The following is a 24,819-nucleotide window of genomic DNA, read 5'->3' on the forward strand; positions in this document are numbered from 1 at the left end:
TTGCGCATGCGTTCTAATCCTTTAGATGAAGTGCCTTCTACTTGGGTGGTAGGCACTTTTTTCTTTGTACTGTATTTTCTGATTGGTTCCATCTACGCAGTGGTTCAACAAACCCAAGAGAACCAACACCTCTTCACAGCAGGTGGTTTCTTTACGATTGAAAGCTTTGTGTTTGCGATGACCTATCCGGTATTAGCGGGGCTATTATGGTGGATGAGCTTCAAACACCGTGAGGAAATTACCCAGCTCTTACTCAATGTTCCCGCACCCGCAGAAATTCCCCAATACATTTGGTTAGCTGTCGGCATGATTATTTCCTCGATGGGCTTGGCTTATTTAATGTATTACCCTTTGTCCTTTATTGCGCCTGATTTAGTACAGAAATGGTTTCTCGACAGCCCACCCCTATTATATTGGGATGCGCAGGGTCATTATTGGCTAGGGAACTTTATCGCAGTAGTGGCCGCAGTGATCTTCGCCCCCATTGTGGAGGAGTTTATTTTTCGTGGCTACTTACTTAATCGCTGGACGCTGAAATTAGGCCCGATTCCTGCCGTCTTACTCTCCTCGGGTTTATTCGCTTTTCTGCACTATGACATGCTCGGGGCTTTTGTGTTCGGTGTATTTCTTTGCTTACTGTATATGAAAACACGTTCACTCGTTGGCCCGATCATTGTGCATTTTGTGAATAACCTGATTGCTGTCAGTATGGAATGGATGGATCGTATGTGGTGGAGCGGTTTTACACCCATGACCATGCAAGATTTCTATGATCAAGCCGGTTGGGGAGTATTTGGCTTAGTAGTAGGGGTGCCGTGGTTGTGGTGGTATGCACGTATACATTTTCTGCCCCTGCCACCCTTATTACTGTCTCATCAGAATGGGGGGCAAACGCCAAACTCTCAAGTGATAGGCTAAGTGCCTATCACTTATCTAACCCCATTAAACCACTTCCACCAACAAAATTATCCCCTCAACCCCGACCACTTCGACCTTAGTACCAGCAGGTAAATCTTTGCCACGCACCCGCCACGTACTATCACCAATCCGCAATGAACCGCTGCCTTGGACAATAGCTTCATTTAAGACATAGCGCTTACCAATATGATTGAGTAGACGATTATTTAACTCTGGCTCTGCAGTGGGTGGATCACGGAAAAACTTGGATTTACGCCAAGCATAGAGGCTTAAAATAGAAGTCGCGCCAAACAGTAAAAGCTGCCAGCCTAAACTTAAATCAGGAACTACCCACAGCGCTAAGCCGGTCAGGATAGCACCGAAGCCAAACCACATTAAAACTGCACCGGGTGCGAACATTTCTAAAGTAAGCAGCACTGCGCCTAAAATTAGCCAGTACCAAAATTCAAGATTCATCATGCTTACTCTTTCTCCCGCATGACTTTCCACAGCTCATTGATGCTGCCAATCGATCCCATTAAGCCACTGGTATCCAAAGGCATAAAGATCGTTTTCTGCTGATTGGAATCCGCAAACTTACCTAAAGCTTCAACGTATTTTTGTGCCACGAAATAGTTAAGGGCTTGCACATCACCTTTAGACACTGCTTCTGAGACCATTTGTGTAGCTTTTGCTTCTGCCAGAGCCTCCCGCTCACGCGCCTCTGCACGCAAAAAAGCAGCGGATTTAGCACCTTCAGCTTCGAGAATTTGCGATTGCTTTTTACCTTCTGCCTCGGTAATTTGGGCGCGCTTCTGACGCTCAGCAGTCATTTGCAGATTCATTGCCCTAACTAGCTCAACAGGCGGCTCAATATCTTTAATCTCCACCCGCAAGACTTTGACTCCCCAAGCACTAGTTGCCTCATCCACGATAGTTAAAACTCTCGCGCCGATTTCATCGCGCTTACTCAGAAGATGATCTAATTCCATCGAACCACACACTGAGCGCAGATTAGTCATTGTGAGATTTAAGATGGCATTTTCCAAATTGGCGACTTCATAAGTGGCTTTGGCAGGATCAAACACTTGATAGAAAATTACGCCATCAATACTCACATTCGCATTATCCGCTGTAATGACTTGCTGTGGCAGAATATCTAACACTTGCTCCATCATATTGACCTTGCGGCCAATTCGATAAACAAAGGGCATAATCACCCCCAAACCCGGTTGCAAGGTATAGACATAACGGCCAAAACGCTCCACGGTATAAGCAAAGCCTTGTGGAACTGTCTTTACCCCCATGAAAAATAAAGTCACCACCAAAACTATGATGGCTATGGCAAAGTATAAGAACATGATTCCCTCCTAAGTTTATTTGTTTTTATAGAGTACGCTTATTTTTAGAGTATACCATTCAAAAACCAATAGGCGATTAACCATGCTAGGGGCTGTGCCGAGGTGAAGACAGCTTATCGGAAAAATTTTGCGTTCAGCGTAAAAACAGAAAAGCTTCTGCTATAACTTGGCTTGCTAGCAAATGGATCGAGGTATATGGGCAAACATAAGCTGTCAACGGATAATTTCTTAGTCTTACCAACAGCTGTGATGCATGAGCAATTGGTTTGTCTAGCAGGCTATGGTGCCGTTTTATTTTGGCTACATACGCTAGCAGCTTTATTTTTATGTCTTTTAATTTGGGCACACCCGCCCTTTAGCGTCGGCTTATTAATGGCTTGGTTGCTCAGTATTACTTTATTGGCAGCCAGTTGTTGGTGGGTAAGCAGCCATTTCCAAATTGATAAAATCCCAGAAGATAGCTTATTAACTCGCACCCAACGTTATGTCTTGCTGAGTACACTCCTACATGCCTTGTGGGGTGCATCCGGTATTTTACTGTTTGTGAATCAAATAGAAGTTTTAGCAGTCCACAGTGCTCTATTGCTCTTAGTCAGTTTAGGTGCTTTGCCCATGCTGTTGCTATCTTGGCCAATTGCTTCGGTGCAAATCACGGCGGTATTGCTCCCAATGGCTTTAATGTTGCTTTGGCCGAATGAGGCCATTTTTCGCTTATTGGGTTTAGTGCTAGTGGCGGCTGCTATTGTCGGCCTGTTAGCAACTCGACCTTTAGCGCAACTGATGCATAATTTCCAGCTTGCTCAGCGCAAATTGCTAGAGCAGATGAATACCGATTCGCTCACTCAATTAGCCAATCGCCGCCAATTTGAGCAATTATTTAAATTAGAATGGCGTCGCTCCGCACGTACTCGCGAGCCTTTAGCACTTTTGATGTTAGGCATTGATCAAGCAACTGATACCGATGCGAGTGAACAGTGTTTGATTGCGTTAGCAAGCTATTTAAAGTCAGCTGTGCAACGCGCCGGTGATTTAGTGGCACGTTATGATGATCAACGTTTTATCGTCCTCTTGCCCACTACTAATACTCAAGAAGCTGCACAACTTGCTGAAAAGTTTCGGAGCGAAATTGAACGCAAGCAATTGACCTGTGCACAGTTAACTGGATTAAAAGTCAGTATTGGAGCTGCTAGCTGCCAACCCCAGGCAACACGTGAACAAGCAAATCTTGAGACTGACCCACTGGATGTGGCTTATCCAGCAATTTTATTAAAAGCTTCCGAGCGCGCTTTACAACAGGCACAGTACCACGGAGGGAATCAAGTAGTATTTGAACAAGCTAGTGTTTAAGCAATCCTCAAGCTACACAGGGCTACAAATTTCAATTAGAAAACCATTTGGATCACTAACATAAGCAATCACTTGTCCCCAAGGCATGGTTTCCGGCTGTTTGACTAAGCTTGCACCCGCTACTAGAGCCTGTTTCAAAGCAAGCTCAACATCCTCAGTTTCAAAAGCCAATTCAAAAATGGGCTGTTTTGGATCAGCACTTCCTGGGTGCTTCCCTAACTGACGCATTAAGCTTAAGGAAGAAAAAGCTAATAAGGTGTCTCCCGTTTGCAACTCTCCATAATCACCGGACTCATGTAGCATCTTAAGCGTAAAGCCAAAAGCCTGCTGGTAAAAACTTAAACTTGCTGCTACATCAGCTACATACAAAATGGTGTAACGGAAACGCATAGTCTTCTCCTCTTGAACTGGTATGTCTGATACTAGACAGTTTTAAAACAAAAAACCCTGAAAGAATTCAGTCTCTTTGAAAACTGCAGAATTAGAGAAGTAAAACGCGCGTTGTGCTAGATGCTTGGCGTGAAGTCTAAGGGCCAAGGTGGTTAAAATTTTTATACGAGCAATACTCCTGTAAGCACGTGAACTAGATTTGAGATAATTATATGAACTACTTCAAATCTGCTGAGCTATCAGCTTTCGATTTTGTAACAAGTTAGCTTTAATCAAGCGGGCTCGAAGGATATTACGGCTAATACCTAATAGTTGAGCTGTCTGCACTTGGTTATAATGGCAATATTCATAAGCTGTTTTGATAACCGTATTTTCAATAAAATCATACAGTTCAGGGTTAGGCGTATCGTATAATTGAGTCAGTGCTTGTGATAATAAATTTTCTGGCTGAGTCTGGTTAATTGGCGGTGTTGTTGAGACAACTTGAAGAGTTGTTAATTGAAAATCCTCAGCTTGAATCAAGTTATGATGGCATACCAACAGTGCATAATGGATAGCATTTTCGAGCTCGCGGATATTTCCTGGCCAAGCATGTTGCAGTAGTTTTTGTTTAGCGCTGCTGCTCAGATTGACGGTAGTTAATTTCAAACGGCGTCGATATTCCTGAAGGAAATAGCAGGCTAAAGGCATAATATCACCCTTACGCTCCCTTAAAGGCAGTAGGCTTAATTTAGCCACATGCAGGCGATAGAATAAGTCTTCACGAAAACGTCCAGCCGCAACGGCCTCCTCTAAACGCACATTAGTGGCAGCAATAATTCTTACATTAATTGGGATCGCTTTACGTGAACCTAAACGAACAACCTCTCGCTCTTGTAATACTCTCAATAGTTTAACTTGTAGTGATAACGGCAAATCACCGATTTCATCCAAGAATAAAGTACCGCCATTAGCGGCTTCAAACCATCCTATTTTGCTACTTAAAGCTCCAGTAAACGCACCTTTTTCATGCCCAAATAATTCACTTTCTGCAAGTTGCTCTGTTAGCGCACCGCAGTTGACAGCAATAAAGGGGCCTTGCTGCCGTTTACTTAAAGCATGAACATGGCGTGCAATTAATTCCTTGCCAGTTCCTGTTTCCCCCATAATCAGCACATTCGCATCACTGGGAGCAATATTCCGAATATAAGCGAGCAGCTCTAGTGATTTAGGATCCTCAAATACTAGAGCCGTAGCACGAATAGAAGTGGTTAAGGTTTGAGCATTAGGTAGGGTAATTAATGGTAAAGGCTCACTATCTGAGCAATTTGAATAAGAAAGCATATTAGATTCCGCTAAAAAAGCTATTACAGAAAGGCATATTCAACAAACTGTCCATAGCCTATGGCGGCGAACTTAGCAAACATCCTGCTTATTCCTAACTAATAAAAGCTCATGTGCTTATTCTGTATTGGATATGGTTTGTTGCTCTAGCAACACTTAGTCAACATTTATGCTGTCATGACAACAGACCTAGGCCGAATAAGACTCTATAAGAAATTGAAATGGCTAACTTTTTATTTGTTGGCACAGTATCTGCTCACACCTTGGTTAATTAAGTTGATGAGCAGATTGAGAATGAAAATTTTCTGGTTTCTCCCTACACATGGCGATAGTCGTTATTTAGGCACTACCTTAGGTGCGCGTACTGTTGATCATAGTTATTTAACGCAAGTAGCCCAAGCTGCTGATCGTTTAGGTTATGAGGGTGTCCTTATTCCTACTGGACGTTCCTGTGAGGATGCTTGGATTGTAGCTGCCTCTGTTGTGCCTTTAACACAACGCCTAAAGTTTCTGGTAGCGATTCGTCCAGGGATTATCTCGCCCACTGTATCCGCGCGCATGGCTGCCACATTAGATCGTATTTCTAATGGGCGTCTGTTATTAAATGTGGTCACAGGCGGTGATCCGGACGAGCAACGTGGGGATGGTAGTTTTCTATCACATACAGAGCGTTATGAAGAGGCTCAAGAATTCTTAACGATTTGGCGGCAAGTGGCTGCGGGTGAGACGGTTTCTTATCAGGGTAAATATATCAGTGTTGAGAATGCTAAGGCTTTATACCCTTCCGTGCAGCAGCCGCATCCCCCTTTATATTTTGGTGGCTCCTCAGATGTCGCTTTAAATTTAGCTGCCGAGCAAGTGGATGTGTATTTAACTTGGGGTGAGCCACTGGCTGCAGTCGCTGAAAAGTTACGTGATGTACGCGAACGTGCAGCCAAACATGGACGTACCTTAAAGTTTGGGATTCGTTTACATGTGATTGTGCGAGAGACCTCTGAGGAGGCATGGCGAGATGCAGCGTCTTTAATTTCGCATGTAAGTGACGAAACCATTGCCGCTGCACAGGCTGCCTTTGCCCGTTTTGACTCCGTCGGCCAGCAACGTATGGCTGCTTTGCACCAAGGTCAGCGTAATAAATTAGAGGTCGCGCCCAATCTATGGGCTGGAGTGGGTTTGGTACGTGGCGGAGCAGGCACCGCTTTAGTGGGTAGTGCTGCTGAGGTAGCGGAACGGATTAGAGAGTACCAAGCATTAGGGATTGAGACCTTTGTTTTATCGGGCTATCCACATTTAGAGGAAGCTTATCGTACTGCTGAATTACTCTTCCCTTTATTAGATTTAACCCTATCAAACCAAACCAACAAGACTACCTTAGAAGGTCCTCGTGGTGAAGTGATTGCGAATGATATTGTTCCACCAAAAGCCTTTAATGTTTTGCAGGATAAAGCAGCATGAGCGTGGCAATTCCTAACCCTATTCAGCAGGCTTTAGATAGCATTATTACTGACTTTGCTAAAACAGCCGTAGCGCGTGATAAGTCTGGAGGAACGCCGAAAATAGAACGTGATTTGTTACGTCAAAGTGGCTTACTTAATATTAGTACTCCTATTGAATTGGGCGGTGCAGGTTTAAATTGGCAGCAAACCTTGGATACAGTGCGCCAGCTTGCTCAAGTTGATAGCTCACTCGCACACGTATTTGCATTTCACCACTTATTACTAGCCACCACTCGTTTATTTGGCGCACCTGATCAATGGCAACGTTGGTATCGCGATAGTGCTAAATACCGCTGTTTTTGGGGGAATGCTTTAAATCCTTTAGATCAACGTACTACCAGTGAAGCGCGACCAGGTGGACGTATTTTTAATGGAGAGAAAAGCTTTTGCTCAGGTGCAACGGATTCACAAATGTTACTAGCCTCTGCCATCCAAAAAGATGCGCAAGGGCAAAATCAGCTGGTGATTGCTGTTTTACCATCAGATCGAGCAGGCATTCATATCTATCAAGATTGGAATAACATGGGGCAGCGTCAGACCGATAGTGGCAGTGTGCGTTTTGAATACGTGGTGGTTGATGAATACGAAGTGCTTACTCACCCAGGTCCACTCTCCTCGCCCTTTGCTTGCTTACGCCCTTTATTGGCACAATTGATCCTAACGCAGATTTATTTAGGTATTGCTGAAGGCGCTTTACAAGAGGCAAAACATTATACGCATACCCAAACACGGCGCTGGTCTACTTCATTAGCAGCTACAGCCTTGGATGATCCATACATTGTTAGTCGCTATGGAGAGTTCTATTTGGGTTTAGAAAGTGCTCGCCTTTTAAATGAGAGAGCCACTTATTTATTCGATCAAGCTTGGCAGCAGGAGCTGGATTTAAGTGAGCAGCAGCGCGGTGAAGTAGCTTTAGCGGTTACTTTGGCTAAGTTAGCAGCGGGTCGAATTAGCTTGGAAGTCAGTAGTCGTTTGTTTGAGGTCTGTGGTGCACGCGCAACCACAGCTACTTTAGGTTTAGATCGTTATTGGCGCAATGTGCGTGTTCATAGTTTGCATGACCCCTTCGACTATAAAATCAAAGAGCTGGGCGATTGGCAGCTCAATAATCGTTACCCTACTCCTTCGTTTTATTCTTAATACAGTTCAACCCATGATTAATGATCACGGGTTGAACTACTTAAGCAGCTACAGAAAAAGCAGCTCCTAGATACGAGGCTTGTAATTCAGGATTTTGGCTCAGTTGCTCCGCCTTACCATGAACATTTACTTTGCCAGTCTCTAGCACATAAGCATAATCAGCATAATGCAAGGCAATCGCTGCATTTTGCTCAGCTAACAGGAAACTAGTTCCTTCCTGTAGGCGAAGTTGCTGAATAATCTCGAAGATTTCTTCCACAATCTGTGGAGCCAAGCCCATAGAGGGTTCGTCTAATAAAATCATTTGGGGTTGAGCCATCAAGGCACGTCCAATAGCGACCATCTGTTGCTCGCCGCCTGAAGTATAACCTGCCTGTGTAAAGCGCCGCGTTTTCAGACGTGGAAAATAGGTATAAATACGGGCTAGTTGTGCATCAAGCTGAGCTTTAGTGAGTTTGAGAGGTAGGGCCCCCGTTTTAAGGTTTTCTTCTACCGTTAAATGCCCGAAACAATGACGTCCTTCTAATACCTGAACTAAACCTTGTCTGACTAGCTTTGCAGGGTCTGTGTGGGTAATCAGCTGACTTTTATAGCTAATCTGTCCTTTAGTCACTTCACCACGCTCTGCACGAACTAGATTAGAAATGGCCTTTAGCGTAGTACTTTTCCCTGCACCATTCGCCCCTAATAAAGCTACAATTTGCTGGGGATAAACAGTGAGTGAAATATCCTTAACCGCTAAAATAACTTGATTATAAAGCACTTCGATATGCGTCAGCTCTAAGATGGGTGTAGACATGCTAAGCTCGCTAAAAGATGAATACAGGCGTTAGACCTGTTAAACAGGCCTAACATTTATCGGTACTACTTTAGAGTTCTTTAGAGTTCTTTAGAGCAATCGCGCGGTGTAATGCCTTTTTCCTTCGCATACTTTTGCGCAGATTCTTCAATGATGGGGCGTAATAAAGCACGATCAGCCTGTACCCAATCAGAAATTACTTTCCATTGGGTGCCGTCCCATTGTTGGAAGCGTACCGCCCCACCGCCTTCATGGTCTGAACAAGACAGTTTGAGCTTCTGTAATAAGCCTTCTGCGCCCAAGTCTTTTAAGCGTGCATCATCAATATTTAAATGCTCAAAGCCCCATTGAACTTGTTCACCTGTCAAAGGGGTTTTACCAAATTTTTCTTGAGCTAAACGCACTGCCTCAACATTCAAAATCCCATTCACAACACCAAGGTTATAGTAAACCGTACCGAAACGTTTGGGGTCAGACAGATTGGTTGTTCCCGCATCGACTACAGTCTTTTTAATTTCTTGCAGCACAGGGAAAGCCGTACCAGAAGGGTGGGTAGTGATGGAGATAAAGCCTTTAGCCGCATCTCCAGCGGGGGCTGCGTCTTCTTCCGAATTACTCCAGATATTACCGATGATATGATCAACCGGAAAACCAGTTTTTTGGGCAGTTTTTAAAGCCACTGGATTCATCACTCCCCAACCACGCAAAATAACCCAATCAGGTTGGATGCGTCGAATATTTAGCCACTGGGATTGCTGCTCATTGCCTGGGTGAGGCACTTCAATAGTAGTCGATTCGAAGCCGTACTTTTTGGCCAGCAAATCAATAATTGGATTAGTTTCTTGTCCATAAGGCGAGCCGTGATAAAGCGTAACTATCTTTTTGCCTTTTAATTTATCCAAACCACCGGCCTGTTGGGCAATATAGTTAATAATCGCAGAAACTTCTGAATAAGGGTTAAGTTGCAAAGGGAAGACATAAGGAAAAACACTGCCATCCGTCGAGTCAGTGCGGCCATGATTGATCGTAATCAGCGGTAATTTATCATTGGTAGAACGCTCTAACGTAGCATAGGCAATACCCACTGATAAAGGATTAGTAGCCGCGGCAGGGGCACCATTTAGGCCAGTTTTTAAGCGCTCATAGCATTCCACCCCTTTCTCGACTATATATTCGGTTTCACACTCGCTCCATGTTAACTTGACCCCATTCACACCACCTTTGGCATTAACATTCTGTAAGTAGTCAATAAATCCACCAAAAAAACCTGTACCACCAGCAGCATATGGCCCTATCCGATAGCTTTGTAGTGGGAAATACTGCTCATTGCTCCCAGCTTGTGCTGTATTAACTGTTAGCGTACTGCTAATAACTGCCGCAGCCAAAGCCGACAGCGTTTTAAAACGTTGTTGCATGATCGATCCTAAGCAAATAGTTAAAAGGAGAGGTTGAGAGTTTTAATAGCGTAGTGGCCAAATCCGCGCACGTTCTCGGCATCGCTGCCATAAGCGTGCTAAGCCATCGGGTTCTTTAATCAGGAAGAAAATGATCAGGCCACCAAAAATAATTTTTTGGGCGTTCTCTAATTGTCCAATATCAACCCAGTGATTAGCCGGTAATAAACCAATCAGTTGAGAAAGCAGTATCGGTAGCAAGACGATGAAAGCAGCACCAAGGAAATTACCCAGTAAGCTTCCCATACCACCAATAATGATAATGAACAGAATTTGGAAGGAGCGGGTTAGGTCAAAGCCGTGTGGTTCGACAGTACCTAGATAAGTAAACGCCCATAATGCACCCGCAATGCCCAAGATAAAGCCACTCATACCGAAGGCGAGCAGTTTGGTTTTTAAAATCGGAATGCCCATGACGGCTGCTGCTGTATCCCTATCGCGTACCGCCATCCAATGCCGACCCAATTCACTTCGCACCAGATTGCGCGCAATTAAAAATAAACTTGCAACAATGCTGAGGGTTAGTAAGTAACGCCCTACAGGGGTACTAAAATCGTAGCCTGCCATTACTAAGGGTGGAGCGGTAATGACCCCTGAAGTACTACCGTTTGAGAACCAACTAAATTTAGTAAATAGCCATTGGATAAAGAATTGTGCGGCTAGAGTGGACACAATTAAATAAAACCCTTTAATTCTTGCACTGGGTAAGCCAAAAATGACGGAACTTGCCGCAGCGAATAAGCCCCCTCCAAGGATACTGAATAACAAAGGTAAATCTGGAATACGTAGCTCAAGGTTGTAAGTAGCAAAAGCGCCGACTGCCATGAAAGCTGCTGAGCCCAAAGATAATTGCCCTGCATAACCGGTTAGTAGGTTGAGACCCAAACCAGCTAGCGATAACACTAAGAAAGGGATCAGAATTGCATTGAACCAGTAATCGGAGCCCCAATATGGAAGGGCGACAAAGGCTAAGAATAACAAGATGCCGAAAGCAACATAGTCCTGTCTAAGGCGAAATAATTTTTGTTCGGCTTTATAGCTGGTAGCAAGTTGTCCGGCTTCAGTAAACAACATCATTTTTACTCCTTATACACGCTCAATGGCTTGCTCACCGAACAGGCCAGCTGGACGAATTAATAAAAAGCCGAGAGCAAGCACATAGGGAAACCAGTTTTCAATCCCTCCACCTATAACAGAACCTAAATAGACCTCTGCCAATTTTTCGCTAGCACCGACAATTAATCCCCCAACAATCGCACCTTCAATCGAAGTAAAGCCCCCAATAATCAGGACTGGCAAGGCTTTCAATACGATTAATGATAAGGAGAATTGCACCCCGACACGCGCGCCCCACAATAAACCCGCAACCAAGCCAACAAACCCAGCGACTGACCAGACAATGACCCAAACTTTGGGCAAGCGAATGCCTACAGCGAGAGCCGCTAGGGTGTCATCGGCTACGGCTCGTAGTGATAAACCAATCTGAGTTTTATTGAAGAAAATTGACAGGATAATGACTAGGCTTAACGCGATGCCTGCTGCGAATAAATCAAACTGTGAGAGGAAAATACCGCCAATAATGAAAGGTTCATCTTTGATGCCTAGCTCTAAACCATGTACTTGTGCTCCCCAAAGCAATTGAGCCAAACCTTCAATGACATAAGACAAGCCTAAGGTAGCCATGAATAAGGTAATCGGAGAACGATTTGCTAAAGGGGCTAGAACCCAACGCTCAATCCCCAAGGCTAGAACTATCATCACGGCAAGTGTCATAAGAAAGCACAGCCAGAAGGGAACCCCACGTTCTAATAGGCTCACGAAAGTGAGGGCCGCAAATAAAACCATAGCGCCTTGAGCAAAATTGAATACACCTGAGGCTTTGTAGATAAGTACGAAACCGATGGCTACAAGGGAATACATAACCCCGGCTAATAAACCACCCACTAAGACTTCAAAAAAGAAATTCATTATTTAGCCCTCATCTGAGCCTTAATGGCGAGTGCCTAAGTAAGCGGCAATCACTTCAGGGTTGTGGCGCACTTCTTCAGGGCTACCATCACCAATTTTTTTGCCGTAATCCAACACAACTAAATGGTTAGACAAGCTCATGACGACACTAAGGTCGTGCTCAATCAAGACAATAGTGGTACCAAACTCGCGATTGATGGCGCGAATAAACTCACTCATTTCTTGCTTTTCTTGAGCATTCATACCCGCCATCGGCTCATCTAGAAGTAATAACGTGGGTTCAGCAGCCAGCGCTCGGCCTAACTCCACCCGTTTTTGAATGCCATAAGGCAAAGTACCTACCAAGGTTTTTCGCCATGCAGTTAAATCCAGAAAATCAATCAGTTGCTCCACATATTCGCGATTGCTTCTATCTTCCCTTGGCGCACGTCCAACACGGAAGGCTTGTTCTAACCAAGTGCTGTGACGTTTGAGGGTGCGGCCGGTCAGTAGGTTATCTAGGACACTCATGCCTTTGAATAAGGCAATATTTTGAAAAGTACGCGCAATTCCCTGCTGGGCCGCATAACGAGGGGTCATCTGTTTATGGGGAATTTGTTTGAAGGTAATTGTGCCTGCTTGAGGCTGGTAAACCCCATTGATCACATTTAGGAGTGAGCTTTTCCCAGCTCCATTTGGCCCAATGAGTGCAGTAATCCGTTTCGCTTGTACTTCAAAACTAATATCAGTGATTGCTTTAACCCCTTTGAAAGCCAAGGAAATATTTTCTAATTTCAATAAAGGTGGAAGGAGAGTGTGAGCCGTGCTAGTCAATTCAGTACTCCCTAAATCCATTGCAGGTGATAAAGCGCAGGAGACAAGAACTTATCGCTCTCCTGCTTAACGGGAGCTACTTGCCATTGTTGGTATTCAGGATAAATCCGTATGTCCAAGCCTAGGCGTTGAAACCAAGCTTGTGCTTCAGGTGTTAAAGGTTCGCCAATTAATAACGGTACGCGAGTACGGCTTATCCCTAGCACATCCTTTAACGGACGGCGCACTAACCAGTAGCCAAGGGTGTAGTAATGTAAGCGCTTTAGCCAAGAAGACGGTGGTGCTTGCAATGAGCTGTCTATCCAACGGCGCGCCCATGTACCTGGTTTAGGTAGGCGCTGTTCGGTAATCTGAATCAGCCGTTCCCAAGTCGATTTTTTGCCTAGAATGAAGCTTGGGCCAATTTCGCGCCGATCCGTGTCGCGGGTTTCTAGGAGTTCTGGAAAATTTAGGCGAAAACCAGCGACTAACCACGGAGCTAATAAATAGCGTGCTTGCTCAGGAGCTGCATAAGCACGCGTTAATAAAACCTCATCTTGTTCATACAACTGCTCATGCTCAACCAGTTGTTGCGCATGAGTGACTAGCCATTCATGGCTAAAACTTTGTTGCTCAGGTTGATGGTCAGCATTAAAGCGGTAAAAACGAAAGGCAGTGCCATTAGCTTGAGCCACAAAGCTAGCAGCACTCACACGACGGTTGGACTCTAGTAGTTCTGTGTAGGCTAAAACATAGCGCGCATTAATACGGTCTTGTCCTTGTGCGTAGATACAAACATCTAATTCGCAACGATAGGCAGCAATGCGTTGTAACCATGAGGTATCCGCAATAAACAGAAATGGACTATCAATGTGTTTAAGTAAGGTGACTAATTCTGTATTACTAAGCTGTGGATCCAGTGGAATAGCCTTACCACCTAAGGCTTGAGCAGCTAAGGCCAATAGCAATGCCTCTGAACTAGGAGGGGTAATTAACACCAAGCTGTCATCACTACCAAACCCACACTCTATTAAAGCAGCTGCGAGTTTTTCTAGAACTTCAGATAACTCTTTCCACGTTTTAGTCTGCCAAATCCCACGCTGCTTATAGCGTAAGGCAATACCCTGTGGTTGCTGCTCGGATTGGTAAACCAGTAGCTCAGTTAAAGTGTGGGGGTAGTTAGACATGCTTGACTCCTTAAGCGGCTTGAGTACTGAGTGCGGCTTTAGCCTCTAGCTCACGTACCAAAGGCAATACTTTCTGACCGAAATAAGCTACTTCCTCGTGATAATGTAGGAATCCTGATAAAATCAAATCGACACCCACTGCCTTTAGCGCAACGATTCGCTCAGCAATTTGTTGGGGGGTGCCAATCAGATTGGTTTTGAACCCATCATTGTATTGCACTAAATCTTCGAAGCTAGATTTTGCCCAATTACCTTCACCCTCAGGGCTAGCTTTACCTGCTTGTTTGACCGCATCACCAAACGCATTCACTGCTTCAGGATCGGCTTTTTCAATAATCTCAGCTAAAACAGCTTTGGCTTCTTCTTCAGTATCGCGGGCAATAATGAAAGCATTCACACCGATTTTGACGTGATGATGGTGTTGAGCCGCCTTACTGCGAATATCATCAATTTGTGCCTTAATGCCTTCCACGGTATTGCCGTTCGTGAAATACCAATCAGAGACACGGGCAGCCATATCGCGGGCAGCACGCGAGCTACCACCTTGGAAAATTTCAGGATGCGGTTTGCGGGTCGGCTTAGGTTTTAAGGTATAATCACGGAAACGATAAAAATCACCGGCAAAATTAAAATTATCTTCCGTCCAAATACCTTTTAACGCGCGAATAAATTCTTCAGAACGGCGATAGCGTTCATCATGCTCTAACCACGGCTCACCAATCGCGGTAAACTCGCCTTTAAACCAGCCAGAGACAATATTGACGGCAATCCGTCCGTTCGTGAGGTTATCAATGGTAGCTAACTGCTTAGCAACCACGGCAGGCTTCCAAGGCCCTGGTAAAATCGCTGCAATGACCGTTAGTTTGTTGGTAGCCGCTAGTAAAGCATGTGAAAAGGCGACCGGCTCATGTTGATTATCTGCTCCATAACCTGCAGTAAAGCGAATCTGTGATAGCGCATAATCAAAACCATTTTCCTCGGCTAATTGAGCAAGGCGACGGTTGTAATCGATATCCCAACTGGTTCGTTGTTCAATTTTACTAACTACTAAGCCACCACTCACATTAGGCACCCAGTAGGCAAATTTGATTTCCTGTTGACCCATAATCTAAACCTCTTTAAGCAAATAATTTTCAGGCAGCCAAAGCACGTTTGGCAGCTTGCACTTGATCAAGGATGGGGAGCGCACGCTGGGTAGCTAGCTCTAGACGGCTTTGTAGTGAAACACTATTGACTTTGTAATTTTCAAATTCACTTTCCACCCCATACACACCAATTGCCAGCGTATTCGCCTGAAAAAATGCGAACAGTGGGCGTAGCTGATGTTCAATGATTAAGGTATGGCGTTCGCTACCACCCGTAGCTGCTAATAACACAGGCTTGTCAATTAAGGCTTCATGGTGAACGAGATCAAAAAGATGCTTGAACAGCCCTGTATAAGAGCCTCGATAGACTGGAGTTGCCACAATTAAAAAATCAGCAGTTTCAATCGATTTAATAGCCTTTTGAATGTTATGAGGCGCTTTATCTGGGCGAGTGACTTGACCTAATTCAGACGCTATATCTCCAATTTCAATCGTCTCAATATTCAATGAGCGATGTTTAGCGATTTGGCTAGCTAAGGCATTCACTAAAGCTGAGGTTCTTGATGGAGTTTGTAAGCTCCCCGATACGGTTACTAAATTCAAATATTGAGCCATTTTTATCCCTGCCGCTTAACTTAAGAAACAATGACTTTTTATTGCAGGGACTGTGCCAAATTTAATTTCTTATATTATCAATAACTTATATTAAATTTGCCTTTTGATAATTCTTAATTAATTAAACAATTTGTTGTTACGCTGTTGCTATAAGAACAAAGGATTATTTTTAGGAATAGATGGAGTAAATAAACAAGATCCTTTTATTATTATTTATGGATACCATATAAGATATTTTTCTGTAGATAGAACTTAGTGGTCATATTGTTTGCATTTAGCCTAATTCAACTAAAAATGACCAAATTTTGTTGCAGCCTATACAAAATTGCTGATCAGGTGTTGCCAAATCAACAGTAGCCACGGCTTGCTAATAAGAAATTGAATTTTTGTTATTTAAGAGTATTGGTTGGCTTAACCCATACTAGTCAGGGTATTCACTATTGACTAATTAAGGTTGTAACTCGCAATGAGCATCGAGGTATTTTGGTTTTTACCTACCGCAGGAGACACTCGCTATTTAGGTAAAAAAGAAGGTGGACGTGCGCCTACGCAAGCCTATTTGCAACAGATAGCGGTAAGTGCTGAAACCTTAGGTTATGACGGCTTATTAATTCCTACCGGAGCAAGCTGTTTAGATCCTTGGGGTGTCGCTTCCAGTTTAGTTCCGGTCACGCAACGTATAAAACTCCTGGTGGCTTTACGTACCTCTATCACTGGCCCTACTGCTTCAGCGCGCCAAGCGGCTACCTTAGATCAAGCCTTGAAAGGGCGTCTCTTATTAAATGTAGTTCCTGGTGGGGATGCGGAAGAGTTAGCGGCTGAAGGGGTGCATTATTCACATGATGAACGATACAGTGCTGCTGATGAGTTTCTTACCATTTGGAAAAGTTTATTAAGCGGTGAAACTGTTAATTTCAAAGGTAAACACTTTGATATTCGTAATGCACGTAATGTGTTTCCGACTGATCAACAGCCCTATCCCCCCCTGTACTTTGGTGGTTCATCTGCTGCTGCCCATGCACTTGCTGGCAAACATATTGATGCTTATCTGACCTGGGGCGAACCACCTCAAGCTGTGGCTGAAAAAATTAAAACCGTTAAGGCTGAAGCAGCTAAACATGGGCGCACTGTACGTTTTGGTGTGCGTTTACACGTGATTGTACGTGAAACGCGTGCAGCTGCCTGGGAGGCTGCTAATGAGCTAATTGCTTATTTAGACGACGAAACCATTCAAAAAGCCCAAGACAATTTTGCTCGCCTTGATTCAGTGGGGCAGCGCCGTATGACCGAATTACATGGTGGTAAGCGGGATCGTTTAGAAGTCAGCCCTGATCTATGGGCGGGAGTAGGTTTAGTAAGAGGCGGTGCAGGTACTGCCTTAGTGGGCGACCCTGAAACAGTGGTAAAACGCTTACAAGAATATGTGGATTTAGGCGTAGACACGTTTGTCCTCTCTGGCTATCCACACTTGGAAGAAGCCTACCGTTTTGCCGAACTAGTATTCCCACTGTTACCCAATAAACAACAGTTTAGCACCCAAGGTTTTTATACGGGTGGTGCCTTTGATAGCCGAGTAACCCAAAGTAATACCCCCCTTGTTGCAGCTTCTTAATAAGTTTGGAGATAGTCATGAATTTAAAAACAACCTGCCTCGCTTTGTGGTTAGGGGTGAGCTTATTGGCGAGTTCCCTTGCAGTACAGGCTGAAGATGCGCCTGAAACCATCCGTTTTGGTTTTCAAAAATACGGCACTTTAACCTTATTAAAAGAGCGCCAAATTTTAGAAAAACACTTTGCGGATCAAAAGATTAATATTACTTGGACAGAGTTTCCTGCTGGCCCGCAAATGTTGGAAGCGTTAAATGTGGGAAGTATTGATTTTGGTACAGTAGGCGAAACACCCCCCGTCTTTGCACAAGCAGCGGATGCAGCCTTGTATTATGTGGCACATGAGCCAGCAGCTCCGAAAGGTGAAGCCTTGATAGTGCCTAAAGATTCACCTTTACAAACGGTTAAAGATTTAAAAGGTAAACGGGTCGCCTTGAATAAAGGTTCTAACGTCCATTACTTATTAGTAAAAGCTTTGGAAGAAGCAGGTTTAACGATTAAAGATATTGAGCCTGTTTATTTACCGCCTGCGGATGCACGCGCTGCGTTTGAAGGTAATAAGGTGGATGCATGGGTGATTTGGGATCCATTCTTAGCCGCCGCACAATCGGCATTGCAAGCGCGAGTGTTACGGGACGGTGAAGGGCTTGTAAAAAACTATCAATATTATATCGCAGCAAAAAACTTTGCCGATCACTATCCAAGTACCATTAAAACCATTGTGGAAAATTTGCAAACCTTAGACCAATGGACGACGGAGAATTTTACCGAGGCAGCTAACATTCTAGCCCCTGCCATCAGTCAGCCACAGGAAGTAGTAGAAGTAGCTATTAAACGGGGTGGCTATGGTACGCAATTCCTTACGCCTGAGATTATTGAATACCAGCAAAAAATTGCCGACACCTTTTCTGACCTAGCACTGATTCCAAAAAAACTCGATGTGAAATCCGTCGTGTGGCAACCAAAATAAGAGAAATTTAGCCTTCTATCTAGCGAGGTAGAAGGCTTAGGAGGCTCTATGCACAACAGTTCACGTACGCATTGGTTGCAACCCTTACTTCCTTGGTTGGTACCCCTATTATTAATTGCGCTGTGGCAATGGTCAGTAAGTAGTGGTTGGCTATCCAATCGTGTTTTGCCCGCGCCCAGTGCGGTTTTAAAAGCGGGTTGGGAGTTATTAAGCTCTGGACAGTTAATCCATCACTTAGGCGTCAGTTTTCAGCGGGCTGCCTTAGGTTTTGTGATTGGTGGTGGCTTAGGCTTGGCTCTAGGTTTGATTACTGGCTTGTCACGTTGGGGCGAAAGCCTGATTGATAGCTCGGTTCAAATGATCCGTAACGTACCCCATTTAGCACTGATTCCGCTGGTCATTATTTGGTTTGGTATTGATGAGACTGCTAAAGTATTTTTAGTGGCACTGGGTACTTTATTTCCCATTTACCTCAATACCTTTCATGGTATCCGCCAAATTGATTCAGGCTTAAGGGAAATGGCGCAAAGCTATGGTCTGACAGGTTGGGCCTTATTCCGAGATGTGATTCTGCCAGGAGCTTTGCCATCGATTTTGGTGGGTGTGCGGTTTGCCTTGGGATTTATGTGGCTGACCTTAATTGTCGCGGAAACCATTTCAGCTCGTGAAGGTATTGGGTATTTAGCGATGGATGCGCGAGAGTTTTTGCGTACTGATGTAGTCGTGTTAGCAATCTTGTTATATGCCTTACTAGGCAAATTAGCCGATGTATTGGTGCGTTTATTAGAGCGTGTTTGGTTGCGCTGGCATCCTGCCTATGTAAGGAGTTCATCATGAGTATCCAAGGAAGTCGTATTCATTTACGTCAATTGAGTAAACAGTTTCAGCAAACACCAGTCTTACAACAAATTGATCTGGATATTCAAGCGGGTGAATTTATTGCCATTGTAGGGCGCAGTGGTTGTGGAAAAAGTACTCTATTACGCTTATTGGCAGGTTTGGAACAAAGTAGTTCGGGACTGCTCAGTATTGACGGTAAAGCCCTAGGTGAAGTAGGTCAGACTCGTTTAATGTTTCAAGATGATCGACTATTACCGTGGAAAACGGTGCTAGACAATGTCGGTTTAGGTTTAAAAGGTGCATGGCAAGACCGCGCTAGGCAAGTATTAGCAGAGGTTGGTTTATCAGAAAAAGCCAAGGCCTGGCCTGCACAATTATCAGGTGGTCAACGCCAACGGGTAGCTTTAGCCCGAGCGTTAATTCACCAGCCACATCTTTTGTTGCTGGATGAACCCTTAGGTGCATTGGATGCGCTCACTCGTTTAGAAATGCAAAGTCTGATTGAGCGTATTTGGCAAGAGCATCAGTTCACTGTGGTATTAGTCACGCATGATGTACCAGAGGCGGTGCAATTAGCAGATCGAGTATTGGTATTGGAAGCAGGGCAAGTGGCTTTAGATTTACCGATTACCCTAACACGTAGTCGCGATATGGCCTCACCTGAGGCCGTGCAATATAGCGCACAGATTTTGCAGAAGATTTTGCGCCCAACTAGCGTAACAGGCTTACATCAAAGTCGTTTGGCTTCTTAGCTGAGTTAGCAAGTATAGCCAAAGCGATTGAAAGAAAGCTTGTTAGTGGCGTATGTAAACGCAGCCACATCTTCAAAAGTTCCTATTTCTGACTTGCTGATATAACTCATTGAATAACCTCAATGATCTCAAATTCATTTTTGGCAATTTGTGTGAGGGAGGCATCCGCTGCTGCTAGTCTAGTAAAGACCGTAGCCTAGGCTACGGTCGCTCAGCGCTTTCTGGATACATTGCTGTACTTAGTCAATGCCTTACTACACTAGAAAGCGGGATAAATCGCACCTTTGTAATGCTCTTTAATAAACTCACGAGTCACATCGCTATTTAAAATTTTGGCTAAGGTAGCAATCGCTTTATCGTCTTTGTTTTCAGGACGTGTCACCAAGTATTCACCCCAGATATTTTTACCATCTTGTCCCTTCTCAATATAAAGTGATTTATCCAAAGGCAATTTAGACTCTAGTACATAATTACCATTTAAAGTCACAAGCTCCACCTGATCCAAAGCTCTCGGTAAAATGGCAGATTCTAATTCAACAATTTTTAACTTCTTGGGATTTTCTGCAATATCTTTGAGAGTTGGTAATGGATCAGTGGGGGAGTCTAATTCTGGCTTACCATTCAGTTTAATTAATCCTAGTTTTTGTAGCAGCAATAAACCACGTCCACCATTGACAGGGTCATTGGGAATAGCAACGGTTGCGCCATCAGCCAATTGCTTAACATCTGTAAGTCGTTTGGAATACGCCACAAATGGCTCAACATGCACAGGCACAATAGGGCTTAGGCTCGTACCATGTTGTTGATTATAATCATTTAAAAATGGACGGTACTGATAGTAGTTAGCATCAAGCTGTTTGGATACCAGTTGTGCATTGGGCTGAATATAGTCTGAAAACACTTTAATATCTAAATCAATGCCTTCTTTAGCTACCAGAGGTTTTACAAACTCTAAAATCTCTGCATGTGGTACTGCGGTTGCGCCAATCACTAACTTTTCTTGAGCGAATACATTAGCACTCAACCAAAAACTCAGAGCAGTTAGGGTAGGAACAAATAAATTAAATGATTTCATAGATACTTCCTTATAGAGAGCCAATTTGATTAATGAGTAAAATGGGCTACTAGACGATTGCCTGAAGCCTGTAAGATTTGTACGAGCACGATTAGTAAAAGAACGGTAATAATCATGATTTCTGTTTGGAAGCGTTGGTAACCATAACGAATAGCTAAATCACCAATACCGCCGCCGCCGATGGCTCCAGACATAGCGGTGTAGTCGACTAACACCACAGCAGTAATCGTAATAGCCGCAATAATTCCCGGCAGAGCCTCTGGTAATAAGGCTCGGAATACAATTTGAGGAATAGACGCCCCCCTTGCTACTGAAGCATCGGTAGCGCCTCGATCAACTTCGCGTAAGGCTGTTTCCACTAAACGAGCAAAGAATGCTGTAGTGCCAATCACCAAAGGGGGAATCACACCCCGTACCCCTAAAGACACTCCCATTAAAAGAGTGGTCAGTGGCATTAACAAGATAAGTAAAATAATGAATGGGATAGAGCGCAAAATGTTTAACAAAAAAGATAGCGTACTATAAGCAAATCTTTGTTCTAAAAGCTGATTTTTGCTGGTTAAAAATAGTAAAGTGCCCAAGGGTAAACCGAATAACACCGTAAAAAATAAGGAACCCCCTAGCATTGCTAAGGTATCTAACACGGCTTGACCTATTTGCTGCCAATCCACCTTATCAAACAGCATAAACACCTCCATAGACAGGGAAGGTAGATGTTGTGGTAGTAGTGGTAGTGGTGGTGTGCTGGCTTGAACTAACGCTGTTTGGGTGGGAGATTATTGGTGGAACTTGGTTTACTGCCTCAATATGCACGCCCTGCTCACGTAAGTATTGAAGTGCAGTTTGAATAGACTCTCCGCTTAGACCAATAGTTAGTTGCGCATAAGAGAGATTACGAATAGTCCCTATGCGCCCAGCGACAATGTAATAATCTATTCCAAAGCGACGTGCTAGCTCACTCAATAAAGGCTGATGCGTAAGCTTTCCTAAAAACGTAAACCGATAGATTGATTCCGCTAAATGACTCTCTAGTGGCGGCGCTAAGTGTTGTTCGAGTTCGGATACCAGTGAATAAGTGCTGGGATGTTGTGGATGTAAAAACACCTGCTCCACCTTGCCCGTTTCTACAATACTCCCCTTATCAACTACAGCAACTTGATGACAGATTTGCCTAACTATATCCATTTCATGTGTAATCAAGACAATAGTTAGTCCTAGTTCTTGATTAAGCTCAGCTAATAACTTGAGTATTGAATGCGTAGTTTCTGGATCAAGCGCACTGGTCGCCTCATCGCAGATCAAGATACTAGGTTGACACGCTAGTGCTCTGGCAATACCCACTCTTTGCTTTTGCCCACCCGATAGTTGGCGCGGATATTTATGTGTATGCTCACTTAAACCTACTCGGGCGATTAACTGATTTACCCGTTGGTTGATCGCCTGCTGCTTAAGTTGTCCAGCAATTTGCAAGGGAAAAGCTATGTTTTGCCAAACAGTTTTCGCATTTAATAGATTAAAGTGTTGAAAAACCATACCAGTTTTTTGCCTTAAGTGCCGCAAATTACCTTTGTATACGGTGGCAGTAGAAACACCATTAATGCTAATCAGTCCAGAGCTTGGATATTCTAATAAATTAATTAACTTTAACAAGGTGGACTTGCCAGCACCTGATCGACCAATAATGCCAAATATTTCTCCTGCAGGAATATCCAGATCTATATTGCTAAGCGCCTTAATCTTTTTTCCATTGACAATATAGTCCTTATTAACTTGTTTAAAGCGAATGACAGGTGTTGATTGATCTTTTGGCTGCATAAAAGTCCTTCATACTTGCAATTAAGTGATACTTAAAGATTCATAATCAGCAATAGAGTAGATAACTATTCACAATACATGCCACTCTATAAAATAGAATAAAATCATAGAGTTATATTTATTTATTTGTAAATCTTGTTGAATTACCAACAATGTTGAGATGAATTTATTGAATTACTGTTTGCACAGCAACATTACTTTTAGAGAGCGGGTCAGCAAAAGCGATTAAGTAGCTTGCTGTTTTATTTTAGTGAAATAGATATTTTTTATTTAATGAGTATAAAGTTATTTCGGCGATTTTCAAATCAATCAATTTGACTCATTAGTTTGGTTTATTTTAAACTAAGAAATAGCTATTTTTAGATAAATACCGTTTGAATGCTTTGAAAATATTGAGTTAAGTTAGTGAGAATATCTTGATAGAAAGCAATAGGACTAAGAAATTTATAGTTTAGGTTAAACCCAGCGATTTTTACCACTGGGAAATTTGAATAGAGTATCAGCTTGCCAATTTCAGCGCTTGCTCACGCTGTTCTCGTTTGATTTTTTCAATATCACGATAACGTGCCGCTGGATGATTGTCAGGCAGGTAAGCCCCTTCCCCAAACAACTTTTCGCGCAAAGTACCCTCGCGATATTCTTTGGGATAGACACCGCGGCTTTGCAATTCTGGTACTAGATAGCCAACCACATCTTCAAAGGTTTCATGTGCCACCACATAGGCTAAGTTAAAGCCATCTAGGTCAGTATCTTCAATCCATTCTTGCAATTGATCGGCTACAGTAGAGGCAGAGCCTACGAAAAGTGGGCCTAAGCCGCCAATGCTTGCCCAGTTTGCTAACTCTTCAATTGTCCAGGTTTTACCACCTTCAGCTAAGTGCTCAACCGCAGAAATAATCGCATTGGTCTCCACTTTGCGCACACTATCCATACGGGCGTAACGACCAAAATCAATGCCTGTCCAACCAGAAGTAAGCACTAAAGCACCATCATAAGAACCGTATTGTTGATAGTCTTTAAGTTTGGCTTGCGCCTTAGCATCCGTTTCATCCACCACAATCGTTACCAAGGCATAAATAAATAGTTTTTTAGGATCACGTCCTGCGGCCGCCGCGCGCGCTCTAATATCTTGAACATAAGCGCGGGTCGTTTCGCGAGTAGGCGTTGAGATAAAGACTAATTCGGCGTGTTGCGCGGCAAAATCCTTCCCTGCCTTAGAAGCACCGGCTTGGAATAGTACCGGTGTACGTTGTGGTGATGGTTCACATAGGTGATAACCAGGGACTTCAAAGTATTTACCCTTGTGCCCAATCTCATGAATTTTCTCAGGCAGCGCGAAAATACCTTGTTCTCGATCACGAATCACCGCCCCCTCTTCCCAACTGCCTTCAAATAGTTTGTAGAGCACTTCGATATATTCATTCGCAACTTCGTAACGATTATCGTGCCTTTTTAAGCCGGTTTGACTGATATTTTTAGCCCCGCTTTCTAAGTAAGACGTGACAATATTCCAACCAACTCGCCCTTTAGTGTGATGATCGGCTGTCGAAAGGCGGCGTGCAAAGGTATATGGGTGCTCGAAAGAGGTGGAGGCGGTAATGCCGATACCTAAGTGTTTAGTGACGGATGCAATAGGATTGGCTAGTTGCAAGGGATCATTAACCGGAATTTGCACACCCTGCAAAAAGGCATGATTATTATTGCCGTGATAGACATCATAGTAGCCAATCACATCAGCAATAAACACCGCATCGAAAATGCCTCGCTCCAAAATTTTTGCTAAATCTGTCCAATATTCTAGATCTTTATACTGCCACGAACGGTCACGTGGATGACGCCATAAGCCAGGTGATTGATGCCCAACGCAATTCATTTCAAAAGCATTAAAGCGAATAGGTTTTGTCAT

At 43.7% G+C, this 24,819-nt stretch carries 24 protein-coding genes; 8 read left to right on the plus strand and 16 right to left on the minus strand.

Annotated features, from left to right (window positions below; genetic code table 11):
• Positions 1-6 precede the first annotated feature (6 nt).
• Positions 7-918, plus strand: coding sequence for a CPBP family intramembrane glutamic endopeptidase (locus tag Q0230_RS09650; RefSeq protein ID WP_298609772.1), 912 nt, complete (start codon positions 7-9; stop codon positions 916-918).
• A gap of 24 nt (positions 919-942) precedes the next feature.
• Here Q0230_RS09650 and Q0230_RS09655 read toward each other — a convergent pair whose 3' ends face one another.
• Both Q0230_RS09655 and Q0230_RS09660 read right to left on the minus strand, forming a co-directional pair.
• Entirely contained in the window at positions 943-1,377 is a 435-nt protein-coding gene (locus Q0230_RS09655; protein ID WP_298609773.1) for an NfeD family protein, read from the minus strand.
• 2 nt (positions 1,378-1,379) lie between these two features.
• Positions 1,380-2,258 (minus strand): SPFH domain-containing protein, encoded by an 879-nt coding sequence (locus tag Q0230_RS09660; RefSeq protein WP_298609774.1) that lies wholly within the window; start codon positions 2,256-2,258, stop codon positions 1,380-1,382.
• A 195-nt stretch (positions 2,259-2,453) separates the two neighbouring features.
• Here Q0230_RS09660 and Q0230_RS09665 point away from each other — a divergent pair, with 195 nt between their 5' ends.
• The gene (locus Q0230_RS09665; RefSeq protein ID WP_298609775.1) at positions 2,454-3,605 is read left to right on the plus strand and encodes a GGDEF domain-containing protein; all 1,152 of its coding nucleotides are present in this window, start codon (positions 2,454-2,456) and stop codon (positions 3,603-3,605) included.
• Between the two features lie 12 nt (positions 3,606-3,617).
• Here the strand turns inward: Q0230_RS09665 and Q0230_RS09670 are convergent, their stop codons facing one another.
• Both Q0230_RS09670 and Q0230_RS09675 read right to left on the minus strand, forming a co-directional pair.
• Entirely contained in the window at positions 3,618-3,995 is a 378-nt protein-coding gene (locus tag Q0230_RS09670; RefSeq protein WP_298609776.1) for a VOC family protein, read from the minus strand.
• Positions 3,996-4,217: 222 nt separating this feature from the next.
• Positions 4,218-5,318 carry a sigma-54-dependent Fis family transcriptional regulator gene (locus Q0230_RS09675; protein WP_298609777.1) on the minus strand — a complete coding sequence of 367 codons (1,101 nt, stop codon included), beginning with the start codon at positions 5,316-5,318 and terminating at the stop codon, positions 4,218-4,220.
• A 294-nt stretch (positions 5,319-5,612) separates the two neighbouring features.
• Between Q0230_RS09675 and ssuD (Q0230_RS09680) the strand changes: the two genes are divergently transcribed.
• Both ssuD (Q0230_RS09680) and Q0230_RS09685 read left to right on the plus strand, forming a co-directional pair.
• Positions 5,613-6,773 carry an FMNH2-dependent alkanesulfonate monooxygenase gene (gene ssuD, locus Q0230_RS09680; protein WP_298609778.1) on the plus strand — a complete coding sequence of 387 codons (1,161 nt, stop codon included), beginning with the start codon at positions 5,613-5,615 and terminating at the stop codon, positions 6,771-6,773.
• Complete coding sequence (locus Q0230_RS09685; RefSeq protein ID WP_298609779.1) at positions 6,770-7,954, plus strand: acyl-CoA dehydrogenase family protein; 1,185 nt, start codon at positions 6,770-6,772, stop codon at positions 7,952-7,954. The genes ssuD (Q0230_RS09680) and Q0230_RS09685 overlap by 4 nt, the downstream gene beginning before the upstream one ends.
• Positions 7,955-7,994: 40 nt before the next feature.
• On the opposite strand, the gene Q0230_RS09690 is transcribed toward Q0230_RS09685, so the two are convergent.
• From Q0230_RS09690 to msuE, 8 genes are all read right to left on the minus strand, one after another.
• A complete protein-coding gene (locus Q0230_RS09690) occupies positions 7,995-8,753 on the minus strand; it encodes an ABC transporter ATP-binding protein (protein ID WP_298609780.1) in 759 nt (252 codons plus the stop codon).
• A gap of 80 nt (positions 8,754-8,833) precedes the next feature.
• Positions 8,834-10,168: an ABC transporter substrate-binding protein gene (locus Q0230_RS09695; protein ID WP_298609781.1), complete on the minus strand. Its 1,335-nt coding sequence runs from the start codon at positions 10,166-10,168 to the stop codon at positions 8,834-8,836.
• Positions 10,169-10,210: 42 nt separating this feature from the next.
• Positions 10,211-11,284, minus strand: a complete 1,074-nt coding sequence (locus Q0230_RS09700; protein WP_298609782.1) for a branched-chain amino acid ABC transporter permease — start codon at positions 11,282-11,284, stop codon at positions 10,211-10,213.
• A 9-nt stretch (positions 11,285-11,293) separates the two neighbouring features.
• Positions 11,294-12,175 (minus strand): branched-chain amino acid ABC transporter permease, encoded by an 882-nt coding sequence (locus Q0230_RS09705; protein ID WP_298609784.1) that lies wholly within the window; start codon positions 12,173-12,175, stop codon positions 11,294-11,296.
• A gap of 21 nt (positions 12,176-12,196) precedes the next feature.
• A complete protein-coding gene (locus Q0230_RS09710) occupies positions 12,197-12,988 on the minus strand; it encodes an ABC transporter ATP-binding protein (protein WP_298609785.1) in 792 nt (263 codons plus the stop codon).
• A gap of 11 nt (positions 12,989-12,999) precedes the next feature.
• Positions 13,000-14,154 carry an AMP-binding protein gene (locus Q0230_RS09715; RefSeq protein WP_298609786.1) on the minus strand — a complete coding sequence of 385 codons (1,155 nt, stop codon included), beginning with the start codon at positions 14,152-14,154 and terminating at the stop codon, positions 13,000-13,002.
• Between the two features lie 10 nt (positions 14,155-14,164).
• Positions 14,165-15,259 (minus strand): dimethylsulfone monooxygenase SfnG, encoded by a 1,095-nt coding sequence (gene sfnG / locus Q0230_RS09720; protein WP_298609787.1) that lies wholly within the window; start codon positions 15,257-15,259, stop codon positions 14,165-14,167.
• A gap of 28 nt (positions 15,260-15,287) precedes the next feature.
• Positions 15,288-15,854 carry an FMN reductase gene (msuE, locus tag Q0230_RS09725; protein ID WP_298609788.1) on the minus strand — a complete coding sequence of 189 codons (567 nt, stop codon included), beginning with the start codon at positions 15,852-15,854 and terminating at the stop codon, positions 15,288-15,290.
• A 466-nt stretch (positions 15,855-16,320) separates the two neighbouring features.
• On the opposite strand from msuE, the gene ssuD (Q0230_RS09730) reads away from it, so the two are divergent.
• From ssuD (Q0230_RS09730) to Q0230_RS09745, 4 genes are read left to right on the plus strand one after another with little or no spacing between them, the layout of a single operon-like run.
• A complete protein-coding gene (ssuD, locus tag Q0230_RS09730; RefSeq protein WP_298609790.1) occupies positions 16,321-17,466 on the plus strand; it encodes an FMNH2-dependent alkanesulfonate monooxygenase in 1,146 nt (381 codons plus the stop codon).
• Positions 17,467-17,483: 17 nt separating this feature from the next.
• A complete protein-coding gene (locus tag Q0230_RS09735; RefSeq protein ID WP_298609791.1) occupies positions 17,484-18,431 on the plus strand; it encodes a sulfonate ABC transporter substrate-binding protein in 948 nt (315 codons plus the stop codon).
• A gap of 48 nt (positions 18,432-18,479) precedes the next feature.
• Positions 18,480-19,268 (plus strand): aliphatic sulfonate ABC transporter permease SsuC, encoded by a 789-nt coding sequence (gene ssuC / locus Q0230_RS09740; protein WP_298609792.1) that lies wholly within the window; start codon positions 18,480-18,482, stop codon positions 19,266-19,268.
• Positions 19,265-20,023, plus strand: coding sequence for an ATP-binding cassette domain-containing protein (locus Q0230_RS09745; protein ID WP_298609794.1), 759 nt, complete (start codon positions 19,265-19,267; stop codon positions 20,021-20,023). Before ssuC ends, Q0230_RS09745 begins: the two co-directional genes overlap by 4 nt.
• Positions 20,024-20,282: 259 nt before the next feature.
• On the opposite strand, the gene Q0230_RS09750 is transcribed toward Q0230_RS09745, so the two are convergent.
• The 4 genes from Q0230_RS09750 to Q0230_RS09765 all read right to left on the minus strand — a co-directional run bounded on the left by Q0230_RS09750 (position 20,283) and on the right by Q0230_RS09765 (position 24,819).
• Positions 20,283-21,098 (minus strand): MetQ/NlpA family ABC transporter substrate-binding protein, encoded by an 816-nt coding sequence (locus Q0230_RS09750; RefSeq protein ID WP_298609795.1) that lies wholly within the window; start codon positions 21,096-21,098, stop codon positions 20,283-20,285.
• 29 nt (positions 21,099-21,127) lie between these two features.
• Positions 21,128-21,784, minus strand: a complete 657-nt coding sequence (locus tag Q0230_RS09755) for a methionine ABC transporter permease (protein WP_298609796.1) — start codon at positions 21,782-21,784, stop codon at positions 21,128-21,130.
• Positions 21,774-22,913, minus strand: coding sequence for a methionine ABC transporter ATP-binding protein (locus tag Q0230_RS09760; RefSeq protein WP_298609797.1), 1,140 nt, complete (start codon positions 22,911-22,913; stop codon positions 21,774-21,776). Before Q0230_RS09760 ends, Q0230_RS09755 begins: the two co-directional genes overlap by 11 nt.
• A gap of 499 nt (positions 22,914-23,412) precedes the next feature.
• Positions 23,413-24,819, minus strand: coding sequence for an LLM class flavin-dependent oxidoreductase (locus Q0230_RS09765; protein WP_298609798.1), 1,407 nt, complete (start codon positions 24,817-24,819; stop codon positions 23,413-23,415).

It is taken from the genome of uncultured Thiothrix sp., assembly GCF_937876535.1.
GTDB lineage: Bacteria > Pseudomonadota > Gammaproteobacteria > Thiotrichales > Thiotrichaceae > Thiolinea.